Origin of the sequence: Halomonas sp. SpR1, from assembly GCF_031010175.1 — a bacterium.
GTDB lineage: Bacteria > Pseudomonadota > Gammaproteobacteria > Pseudomonadales > Halomonadaceae > Vreelandella.
In genome coordinates this window covers 45,733-57,685 of the sequence record NZ_JAUAMB010000014.1, presented here as the reverse complement: position 1 = coordinate 57,685, position 11,953 = coordinate 45,733, and the positions used below count along the sequence as shown (strand labels likewise).

Sequence of the window (11,953 nt, the reverse complement as noted above, 5' to 3'; positions counted from 1 at the left end):
ACGATTCATGATTCACTTTCTAGGTTACTAAACAATGCGTAAATTTTTCGGCACTGACGGTGTGCGCGGTCGCGTGGGGGAGTTTCCCATGACCCCTGATTTTGCAATGAAGCTGGGGTGGGCCGCTGGCCAGGTATTGGGCGCTGAAGGTGTTAAGGAAGTGTTAATTGGTAAGGATACCCGTGCCAGTGGGTATATGTTGGAATCCGCGTTAGAGGCGGGCTTCTCCGCAGCGGGTGTTAATGTTGCCCTGGTGGGTCCATTGCCGACCCCTGGTGTTGCCTATTTAACTTCAACTTTCCGGGCGGATGCGGGCGTGGTGATCAGCGCGTCCCATAACCCGTTTTATGATAATGGTATTAAGATTTTTGGGCAGGGTGGCCAGAAACTTAGCGATGCCCAGGAGCAGGAAATTGAGCGTTGGTTGCAGGTCGCTATTGACGGCGGCATGACCTGCGTTAGCTCCGAGAAACTCGGTAAAGCGCGTCGTATTGATGATGCCGCTGGTCGTTACACGGAATATTGCAAGGCTAACTTGCCGGGGCACATGAGTTTGAATGGCCTGAAAATTGTTGTGGATAGTGCCAATGGGGCGGGCTATCGAGTGGGCCCTGCTGTTTTTCGTGAGTTAGGCGCCGAGTTAATTAGTATTCACGATACGCCCAACGGCCTCAATATCAACGAATACTGTGGCGCCACGGCTATGCAGAGCCTGTGCGATGCGGTGCTGGCCCATCAGGCGGATATGGGGATAGCCTTGGATGGTGATGCTGACCGCCTGATGATGGTGGATCATACCGGTACTGTGGTAGATGGCGATGAGCTTTTATATTTGCTAGCGAAAGACGCTAAGCTTGCGGGATATACTGGCGGTGTAGTGGGCACCCAGATGAGTAACTTGGGGCTTGAGCAGGCGCTAAATGGCTTGGATATTCCTTTTAAACGCGCCAAAGTGGGCGACCGCTATGTGCTAGAGCAGTTAAACGCCACAGGCTGGCGATTGGGTGGGGAGGGCTCTGGCCACTTGTTAAGCCTGGATCATGCCTCCACCGGTGATGCTATCATCGCTTCTCTGCGTGTGCTTACCAGCTTGTTAGCGCAAAAGGCAACGCTGTTTGACGCTAAGCAGGGCATGCATAAACTGCCGCAAACATTAATTAATGTGCGTTATACCGCTAAAGCCGGGCATGATCCTCTTGATAACCCAGCGGTGCGGCAAGCCGTTATGCAAGTAGAGCAGAAGCTTGGCCAAACGGGCCGCGTGCTGCTACGTAAATCCGGCACGGAACCCTTGATTCGCGTGATGGTCGAGGCTGTGGATGCTGGTCAGGCGCAAAGCAGTGCCCAGCAAATCGCTGATGCTTTTTCTTAGGCGAACACGGCCGGTTCTCCTGTTATACGAGGTAATGACTTTTGACATCATCTTCAACGCTTAGCTTGCCCTCTGAGCATAAGACAGAGAAATATTTGTCAGATATCGCGGCCATCGAGCAAAGCCCTTGGTTTGATGCTGACTGGTATATGATGCAATACCCCGATGTAACTGTTTCCGGCATGAAGCCTGCTGAACACTATTTATTGTTAGGAGAGGCTTGGGGGCGCTGGGCTGGCCCACGTTTTGATTCGAAATATTATCTTGAGCGATATCAAGATGTAGCTAAGGCAAGTGCTAGTCCATTACTGCATTTTATCCGTAATGGCGAAAAAGAGGGGCGTTGGCCTATACAGCTGTGTGCTCAGCAGTATGAAGAGTTGCTTTGGCAGCAAACGGCCATTGAATCGCAGTTGGCCAGCTTAAGAGAATTACTTAACCACCAAGACCCCTGGGAGGCAAGCTATTCAGCATGGGCATTGGGCCGATGGTATGCCTGGAAAGGAGAGTGGCAGGCGTGTGCCAAAGTACTGGCATGCCGTCATACGTTAAGCGACGCAAAGCCGACTACCCCTACACCCAGGCTACTTGAGGTAGAGGCCTTAACTAAAAGTGGGCAGCTTGTAGCTGCTTGGCAGTGTATCCAACAGCTTGAAGCTTTGTTTCCAGACTATGCTGATACGCCCTTGGCAAAAGCCAACTTATTGGCGGCGCAGGCAGCCAATTTCGCAGCTATTTCAACGCAGGGTGAGCCTTCGCCTTATGGCCAAGCTGACGCGTTGACAGATCAGTTTCGTTTACAGCAAATCAACACGCTATTTCAAAGCGCTAACCTGTGCCCAGTCGCCCTTAAAGATCCCAGTCAGCCGCTTACATTGGATAACCTGACGGTGAAAAAGGGGGGAGTTGCGCCTTTGTCTGCTACGGCGCTGGCTGGCCTGGTCAGTGTAATTGTGCCTGTATTTAATGCTGAAGCACATTTGGCAACGGCGCTGCGAAGCTTAGCGGAGCAGTCCTATAGCAACATAGAAGTTATTGTTGTGGATGATGCGTCTACCGATAGCTCCTTAGCGGTGGCCCAGGCGTTTAGTCAGCAGGATTCTCGTTTTAAGGTGATTTCGCAAACAACTAATCAGGGCGCATACGCGGCGCGTAACCGGGGGCTGGAGGCGTCTAAAGGGGCGTTCATCACCGTTCACGACAGCGATGATTGGTCGCATCCTCAAAAGCTGGAAAGACAGGTGAATGGCTTAGTAGGTCAATCGAAGTTAATGGCATGCCGCAGCCACTGGGTGAGATGTAATGATCGCCTCTATTTTGGACATTGGCGGTTAGAAGACACGGGGGGCTGGATTTACCCCAATACATCGTCTTTGATGTTCCGACGCAGTGTCGTTGACTCAATAGGGTATTGGGATCGAGTGCGAGTGAATGGTGATACGGAGTACCTTTCCCGCATACGACAGGTATTTGGTGCGCCTTCTGTAGGAAGTGTAATGGAAAGAGTGCCTTTGTCTTTGGGGCGAAGTGTACTTGATTCTTTAAGCCAAGCTGGCGCTACCCATCTTATTACTCAGTTTAACGGCGTCCGGCAAGACTATATGCAAGCGGCATTGGCTTGGCATGCCCAAGCAAAGAATGCTAGCGACTTATACTTGCCTGCGTGCCCGTCGTCGCGCCCATTTGTGTCACCAGCTGCCAACCTTCCCGGTTGAGCTGGTATCCTATTGCCAATTTATTAAGTGTTAGGAATTCATTGTGAGCCAGCAACAGCATCCGGTAGCACCAAACGCCTCAAAAGACCTGGGTATCAAGCCTTCTATTAATACGCTGGCCCAGGGGTCAATGTTTTGGCAGCCTGATTACCGTGAGGCGTCCCCCTGGTTGGAGCACCTGCCATTTCTTTTTTGGCTGGTAGAGGCTCTGCGCCCACAGCAGGCGGTCGGTCTGGGGGTCGATAGCGTAGCGCACTTTGCGGTTTGCCAGGCAGCTTCACGGCTACGTTTGGGTACCCGTTGCTTTATGGTGGGTGGGCATGAAGCTGCAGAAGGCAAGCAAGATGCCGAGGCTATTCGGGCCTATGCTGCTGATCAATTCGCCACCATTAGCCAGTGGTTAGAGGCGACGCCGACCCGGGCAATCGACCAGTTCAATGATGGCTCAGTTGACCTGTTACTGTTGCATGTAGAAGCCGATGACAACAACGTCGACTATCTGCTGGATCGCTGGTTATCCAAGCTTTCGTCCCAGGGCGTCGTGGTGGTGCCGGGGGTTTCTCGCCGTGAGCCTGGCTGCCTTGTATTCCGCGCTTTTGAAACTCTAAAAGGTCGCTACCCGCACTTTGTGTTCCATCATGCTGGTGGACTGGGGATTATTGCGGTAGGCAATGAATTGCCCGCGCTGGTTAACAACCTGCTAGGTGCATTGGAGTCGTCGGCCTCTACTCAGGTGGTGCAGGATGTTTTCGCTCGCTTGGGACGCAGCTGCCAAGACAAACTTACTGCGCGCCACCAACAGCAGTTAGCGCACACATTAGAAGCCCGTGTTAGCGAGCAATCGGGCAAGCTGATTGAAGCAGAGCAGCAGTTAAATCAGCAGGCTGAGCAATTGCAGCAGGTGAGCGAAGAGCGCGAAAAGCTGAAGGCGCGCCTTGAGCAGCAGGAATCGCGGTTTGCCCAGGAGCGTGGCCGTTTGGCCGAGCGGGTGAGTTCCCTTGAAGAGTTTAATGACGAGCTGAAAAAAGAGCTGATGCGTCAGCGTGAGCAAAGTGATAGACAGGCGGCTGAGGCACGTGAGCAAACCGAGCGCTATGCTGCTGAATCACGTGAGTATGCTCAGGCGTTGAAAACCAGCGAACAGTCACTTCACCAAGCTCAGCATGAAGTGGATGAACATAAGCGTACGCTGGAAACGCGCTTTAGCGAATTGGCAAAACTTACCAGCCTGCTTGAAGCCAACGAGAAGAGCTTGCGAAGCGCCCATGAAGAGAACGCTGGGTTAACTAACAAGCTGCAAAAAACCGAGTCGTCGCTTCAGGCGCGCTTTAATGAACTGGGCCAGTTAACCCGCAAGCTTCAGGAGGCGGAGCAGCGTATTGGCGAAGTTGAAAAGAGCCGTTCAGATGTTGAGCAACAGCTGGCACAACAAAAGAAAGAGCAAACCACGCTTTCTGCTCAATTAAAAGCGGCCATTGAGCGCGAAAAAGAAGCGCTAAGCGCCGTGGATGAACGTTTTCGTGAGCTTGCCGTGCTTACCGAACTGCTAGAGAAAAATGAAGCGCAGCGCGACCAGCTTGAGCGTGAGCTTGGCGATGCCGAAGCGGTTAAGCAAAAGCTGGAGAGTGAGCTTAGTGATGTCAAAGCAGCCAAGCAGAAACTTGAGGCGGAGGTCAAATCCAGCCTTGATACGCAAGCACAGCAACGCCGTGAAATCGAACGACAGACCCATGAGCTAGCCCATCTGGTTGAACAGCTTGAAGCACTGCGGGGAAGCCCGAATACGGCTTCTCCAGCGGCTGAAGGCGTTAGCGTCACTAAAGCGCCCCCGCTTACCAAGCGTGCCATTAAGCGTCAGTCTGCTTTGATTGAGGCGAGCCAATGGTTCGATGCGAAATGGTACTTAGCTCAATACCCCGATATAGCGGCAGACGCCAGAATGTCTGCCAATCCTGCCCGCCACTATTTGCTAATGGGCGGCTTTGAAGGGCGCAACCCAGGCCCAGGGTTTGATTCAGCGTACTATTTGGCTAACAATCCGGATGTGGTGGAAAGTGGTATCAATCCGCTGGTTCATTACCTGAAGTTCGGCGAAAAAGAACAACGCAGCGTGAAGGGGTAATAATGAGTAATGCTAAACGCACGCTGCTGTTAGATTCGGGCTTGTTCGATGAGGCGTGGTACTTGAAGCGCTACCCTGATACGCAGCATAGCCATCTTTCTCCATTGGAGCACTTTTTAAGCTATGGCTGGGCGCTTGGACGCTGTCCAGGGCCAAGCTTTGACCCTGTGTTTTATTGCCAACGTTACCCTGATATTGCAGAGGGTAAGATTGATCCCTTAAACCATTTCATAACGCACGGTCGTGCAGAAGGGCGCCTGGGCAAGCCCAGCGTTGCTTCTGCAGCGAGCAAGAGTGAAAGCTCAACAGCGTCACCTCAGTCTAGTAGCGCTCCCACCTTGAATGCTGTGAACGAAACTGCACGGACTACCGGATCGCTACCAGCAGATGATACGGCACTGCTAACACAAAGTAGTTTGTTTGATGCAGGATGGTACCGCTCTGAGTATCAGGATGTGGCGAGTAAAGGGGTTGACCCGGTTAGCCACTATTTGCGGCATGGCGCAAAAGAGCTCCGCGAGCCAGGCCCTGAGTTTGATACGGCATTTTATCTTTCCCGCTACCCTGAGGTTCGCCAGTCTGGCGCTAACCCCTTGGTGCACTATCTGCGGGAGGGGCAGGCAAAAGGGTATTTGCCTCGCCCAGTGCTGGATCAGCCAATGTGGTGGGAAGGCGTTGTGGGTCATGCATCGTTAAAGGTGTCGTCACAGACGCTTGCGCGATTGAAGGCCAATACTCAGGTGCCCGCGATTATCATCCCAGTGTATAACGCTGTGGAGGAAGTGGCGGACTGCTTGGCAGCACTGAAACAAAATACTCAGCAGCCGTGCCGTGTCATTATCATTAATGATGCCAGCCCGGATCCTGCGGTGGCTGAGCTGCTTGCTCAATATGCCTCCCAGTGGCCTTTCGAGTGTTACCACAACCCAGAGAATCTAGGCTTTACGCGCACGGTGAACCGAGGGCTGGCGCTGGCAGGATGTTCTGATGTCGTATTCCTTAATTCAGACACCCGCGTTACCCCTGGGTGGTTGCGGCGCTTACGTTTAACAGCGTATAGCGATGAAAAAATTGGCACCGTTACGCCGTATTCTAACAATGCTGGGGCTTTCTCTGCGCCTGTGGCGGGTACTAATGACCTGCCGGAACACCTTTCATTGGATTCGTGGGCACGGGCGATTGCCCAGGGAAGTGCGCACTTACACCCTGAAGTACCTACGGGCAATGGGTTTTGTCTCTATATTCGTCGTGATTGTTTAGATGCGGTAGGCCTGTTAGATGCTGAGGCTTTTCCACGTGGCTACGGCGAGGAAAATGACTTTTGTATGCGGGCTGGTAAACAGGGCTGGCGCCACCTCATTGATGACGCGACCTATATTTACCATGTTCGTTCGGCAAGCTTTGGCGACTCCAAGAAAGCTTTAATGGAAGCGGGACGAAAAGTTATTGACACCCGTTACCCTGACTATGCATCGCTGGTTAAAACGCATTTTTCCGCTTCCTCTTTGCAGCAGTCGCGTGCCCAGGTAAAAGCCATCGAGCAGGCGGCTACAGAAGAGGGGGTGAAGCCCAGAGCGTTGTACGTATTGAGCACGCGTACAGGCGGTACGCCTCAAACAAATCAGGATTTGATGGGGGCGGTTGAACAAGACCTCGAATGTTTTGTGCTGCGCTGCAATACACGGGTGATGTCTTTATTACACTTTGCCCAAGGGGTTTATCGGGAAGTTGAGCGCTATGAGCTAAGCCAACCCATTGAGGCTCTCCCTCACCGTAGTGAGGAGTATGACCGAGTCATTGCGGGCTGGTTGGTAAGCTATGCGTTTGAAGTCGTTCACGTTAGGCATATTGCGTGGCATAGCTTAGGCCTGTTAGAGGTCGTCAATGCGTTAAGCATTCCCTTGGTGTTCTCCTTTCATGACTTTTACACCCTGTGCCCAAGCGTAAAACTGTTGGACGAGCACCAGCAGTTTTGCGCGGGGAAGTGTACGGCTTCATTGGGGGAGTGCCAGCACGAGCTGTGGCCTAAAGATAGTTTTCTTTCTCTTAAGCATACCGCTATCAAAGCGTGGCAGCGGGAGTTCCAGCAAACGCTTGCTCAATGTGATGCCTTTGTGACGACAACCAGCAGTGCACGCGGTTACTTACAGCAGCGTTATGGGATGTTGAAAGGCGCGAACTTCCCCGTGATTCCCCACGGACGTGATTTTTTATCGATGGCCAATGTGGCAACTGTGCCACAACCCAATGAGCCACTGCGTATCGTTTTTCCGGGTAATATTTCCTGGGCGAAAGGAGGCGACATTATTGTGAAACTGGCCGCTCTCGCTTCGCCTGAAGAGCTGGAAATTCATGTGCTCGGCAAGGTGGCCAGTAGTCTTCCGTTACCCGCTAATGTGGTGCAGCACGGCAGCTACTTGCGGGATGAGTTTGCTGAGCGTTTGGCGGCTATTAAACCCCATGTTGGCGGGGTGCTTTCCATTTGGCCTGAAACCTTCTGCCATACGTTGACTGAGCTTTGGGCTTCTGGCTTGCCTGTGATTGGTTTTGACATAGGTGCCGTGGGTGATCGAATCAGATCGACACAAGCAGGTTGGTTAAGCGAAAACTTTACTGCGCAGGGAGTATTGGATCAGGTAAAACTTGCGCGCGACCCTGAGCAGTGGCGTTCTGCTCATCGTCATGTAAATGAGTGGCAAACCAGCGCGGGGCAGGTTTATGGCTGCGAGCAGATGGGGGCGGCTTATCTTGCTCTGTATAACGATTTGTGGCGGCGCCGTTTTGGCGCTGAAGACCAAGCGAAGCAATTTTCTAATACTATGAGAACTTTAGTACCTACTGTGCCTGTCTAAGTGTGCGTGCTTTTGAGCTTTTTTCCTTATGTAGAGCATTAACATGATCGACAGTCAGAATGCTAAACGCTTTACGGGACAGTTATTCCGTCAGTTTAAAAACGTTGTAAATGGCAAGGAGCATAGAACGGCACAGTTCTCGGGCCTTCGCTGGCATCTCGACTTTCCTGATGCTCAGCGCTCGCCATGGTTACTACCAGGTGGTTGGGTGGTGCAGGGTTGGGTGGTGCTGCCTGAAGCGTTAGCCAAATGGGTAGGCAAGGCCGACATTATTGCCCGATGGAGCAAGGCCTTTGAGCTTTGCCACCCTCTGACGGTGCGTCGCCCTGATGTTATAGAAGCGCTTTTTGGCACTGCTGATGAGTCACACCCTCAAGTGCAGTGCGGCTTTCGTTTCACGGTTCCCCACCGCTTGGAGCAGTTCTCTCTGCTGCTTCGCTTGGGTAATGAGCAGGTTCCTCTTACCCAGGTAGAGATACCTTCCGTTGAGCATTTGGACGAAACCGCCCCGCCCACTATTAAAGTGCTTGAGGGCAAGCAAGGCTGGTTGTTCTTGGATAATGATACCAACGGGAGTGTTGATCAGTACCGGGGGCGGCTTCGTTTAACGGAAGCGGGGGGAGAGCAGTGGCAGCAGTACTTACAAGGTTTCGAGCAGCTAGCGGAAAGTGTCGAGGCTACTCATGCGATGTTGGTGGCACCGTCTAAAGAGAGTGTCATGGGGGCTAGCTATCACCCTTTTGCTGAGGGGTGTAGTGGGCCTATACAGCAGCTAACGGCATTGCCGGAAGCACGGAATATTGTTTACCCCCAGGCGCTTTTGGCCCAGTTGGGTGATGAGGCCTTTATTCGCACTGATAGCCACTGGTCTCATAGAGGTGCAATGGTGGCTTCAAAAGCACTGGCAACGGCGTTGGGCTTTGATTCCCAAGCGGTTAATGCTCTTTTTGCCGAAGATGAGTACCAGCAACGTAAAATTGCCGGCGACCTGGGTAATAAGTTTTCCCCGCAGCGCCATTGCAACGTAGACGTGCTGAGCTCTTTTAGCTATGTGACGTGTCGCTATTATGATAATGGCTTACCCAACTTCGGACGCTTGCTGGTATTAGTTAACGACCAAGCACTGATGCCCGGGGTGTGTTTACTTTTTGGTTCGTCCTCCAGTTATTCGATGTTTAACTACTTATGCCGTCTGTTTCAACAAGTGGTATTTGTGCACAGTGCTGGAAGCCTTGACCCGGCGGTGGTGAAAGCCGTCAGTCCAGCATATTTGGTGGTGCAAACCAATGCACGCTTTATGGTACAGGTACCTGGGGTGAACCAGTCACTGTTGGAACTAATACATGAAAAACGCGCCCGGCTATCTGAAGAGGAGTGGGCCTCAGTCGCCAAGCGACAACTCATCGTCGCCCAAGATGATGTACTGATGAGTAAACTTAATTTAACACCCTGGCTAGTCTAGCAGGGTTTTATAGCAGGCTGGTGTGACGCAGCCTAAGGGCTGGTAACATGCTCGCTCCATATCCGCCGGATAAGACGCTTTTGAATGAATGCTAACCACACGTCACGAGTTAAGCCTTGGTATCCTCACCACCGCAGCCCTCAGCAGTATGTTCCTTTACAGCAATTAAAAGCGGCATCACGCCCTGGTGAATGGCAATCCCTGGGTGCGGAGCCGCTTTTTGCGTTAAAGGGGCAGTTACCGTTGCCCGGCTGGAACATGGTTGAAATTGCCTGCGAGCGGGATGTGACGAGTGTGCTGTCCAGCCTCACGTTTGAGTCTTCGCGGCGCTCGTTAACGGTAGAGCTTCCCCTGCGTGTAGGTAAGATCACAAAGCGGCTTGTATACGTGCCATGGGGTGTGAAACGCGTGACGTTTGCGCCCATGAATGCAACCGGCACATTTTCTTTGGAGCATTTTCGCTTCGTATGGCTAACGCCCATGTTTGCCTATAACCGTTTGCTGCAGCGGTTATCAAATATGCATGAACACTATCGTGATCTGTCTTTGAAAGAAATTGAGCTTAGTTTGAAGCAGCAGGCGCGTAAGCAAAGCCGCAAATGGCAAACCATTGCTCTGGAAGATTACGAAAGTACCTTCATTAGTTTTTCCACTCGTCGTCACTACCAACAGTGGGTTCGTCAGGTTGAGCGTAGGCGGGCACCCAGCGATCATGAGGTGGCCATGCGCCACCATGTGCACTCATTTGATTGCAGTATTCTGTTGGTGTGCCCTATTGGCGAGCCGACGCCGGGGGCGCTGCAGGCTTTAAAAAATAGTTTAAAAAGTAGCTTGGCGAGTGTCGCTGAGCAGTCTTTGTCGCCGCGTCAGGCTGTACTTTTATTGTCATCACCGGCATTTCAGAGCTGGCAGGCATGGTTAGCCGAGTGGCAGCGTGAGATGCCCGTTCTGCGCGTCGTAGAAAGCCACGCTACTAGTGTGGCGGCCCTGCGAGTAGAGGCCCTTTCCTATTGTGAGCACTCCTGGATATGGTTTTTACGCCCTGGCGATCGTTTAGCGGCGAATGCGCTGTTCCATATGGCCAGTATTGCCGCTGATAATCCTCAGGCGCAGATACTGGTAGCCGATGAGGATAGCCTTGACGAAGAGGGGATCAGACACTCTCCTCAGTTTAAGCCTGAGTGGAATGTTGATTTACTGCTTTCGATGCCGTACATGGGCCGAGCCGTGTGTTACCAGCACAGCTTTATTCCGCGCCTTTCGGCTGATATGTGCGGTGACAATGCCAATAATCCGGATTGGCTTGATTACGTACAAATCTTGGATGTGACACGCCGCGAGGATTTTTCTCCGCAATCGCTTGCCCACGTGCCCCACATCGCCTACCACGGTGTTCCTGCGTCTACGATAACGCCTTCCAGCTATGTAGAAGCTGTAGCCCAGCACTTAGGGGCCTGCGGCCAACTTGCAGAGGTAACACCAGGGTTATTGCCTGGCACCCAGCGCATTCATTGGCCGATGCCTTCGCCAGAGCCCTTGGTGAGCTTGCTGGTGCCTACCCGCGATGGTGTCGATATTTTGCGCCCTTGCGTCGATGCTATTTTGGATCGTACTGACTATACCCACTTCGAACTGCTTATTCTGGATAACCAAAGCAGCTGCAAAGAGACCTTGGCGTATTTGGACGAAGTGGCGGGCCGTGATTCCCGAGTAAAAGTTCTCTCCTGGAATGCTCCCTTCAATTACTCATCCATCAATAATTATGGTGCCGACCATGCTCAGGGAAGTGTGATTGGTTTGATCAATAATGATGTAGAGCCAATTGATGGGCAGTGGTTAACGGAGATGGTTGAGCAAGTTTCACGTCCTGATATTGGCTGTGTGGGTGCTAAACTCTATTACCCCAATGACACCATTCAGCACGGTGGCGTCATTTTAGGGCTGGGCGGCTTAGCGGGGCATGCCCATCGCTTTTTTCAGCGTAACGAAGATGGCTATATGGGGCGCTTGAAAGTGGCTCAGAACCTTTCTGCCGTGACGGCAGCGTGCTTACTTCTGCGTAAAGAGGTTTTCGATGCCGTGAATGGCTTGAACGAGGAAGACCTGGCTGTCGCTTATAACGATGTGGATTTATGCATCAAGGTTCGTGAGGCGGGGTACCGTAACTTGTGGACTCCTTTTGCTGAGCTTTACCATCATGAATCCATTTCTCGCGGTGCCGATGACACCCCTGAAAAGCGTGCGCGTTGGCTAAGCGAATACGCCTATATGCGCAAAACCTGGGGCGAATTGCTAGACAGTGATCCAGCCTACAACCCTAATCTGACCTTGGTTCATGAGGACTTTTCGTTGAGATAAATGCTTGAATATCTAGATAAAAACTGAAAGCGCCCAGCCGTGTTGCTAGTCAGATACCTTGCTGCACCAATC

At 52.2% G+C, this 11,953-nt stretch carries 6 protein-coding genes; all 6 read left to right on the top strand.

The window, feature by feature from the left end:
* The first annotated feature begins 34 nt into the window (after window positions 1–34).
* The gene (glmM, locus tag QT231_RS11815; protein WP_308337060.1) at window positions 35–1,372 is read left to right on the top strand and encodes a phosphoglucosamine mutase; all 1,338 of its coding nucleotides are present in this window, start codon (window positions 35–37) and stop codon (window positions 1,370–1,372) included.
* 95 nt (window positions 1,373–1,467) lie between these two features.
* Complete coding sequence (locus QT231_RS11810; protein ID WP_308337059.1) at window positions 1,468–3,087, top strand: glycosyltransferase family A protein; 1,620 nt, start codon at window positions 1,468–1,470, stop codon at window positions 3,085–3,087.
* A gap of 43 nt (window positions 3,088–3,130) precedes the next feature.
* Window positions 3,131–5,209, top strand: a complete 2,079-nt coding sequence (locus QT231_RS11805) for a hypothetical protein (protein ID WP_308337058.1) — start codon at window positions 3,131–3,133, stop codon at window positions 5,207–5,209.
* Window positions 5,210–5,211: 2 nt separating this feature from the next.
* A complete protein-coding gene (locus QT231_RS11800) occupies window positions 5,212–8,061 on the top strand; it encodes a glycosyltransferase (RefSeq protein ID WP_308337057.1) in 2,850 nt (949 codons plus the stop codon).
* Between the two features lie 43 nt (window positions 8,062–8,104).
* Complete coding sequence (locus tag QT231_RS11795) at window positions 8,105–9,523, top strand: hypothetical protein (RefSeq protein WP_308337056.1); 1,419 nt, start codon at window positions 8,105–8,107, stop codon at window positions 9,521–9,523.
* A gap of 84 nt (window positions 9,524–9,607) precedes the next feature.
* On the top strand, window positions 9,608–11,881 hold the full coding sequence (locus QT231_RS11790; RefSeq protein WP_308337054.1) for a glycosyltransferase family 2 protein: 2,274 nt from the start codon (window positions 9,608–9,610) through the stop codon (window positions 11,879–11,881).
* Window positions 11,882–11,953: the final 72 nt, after the last annotated feature.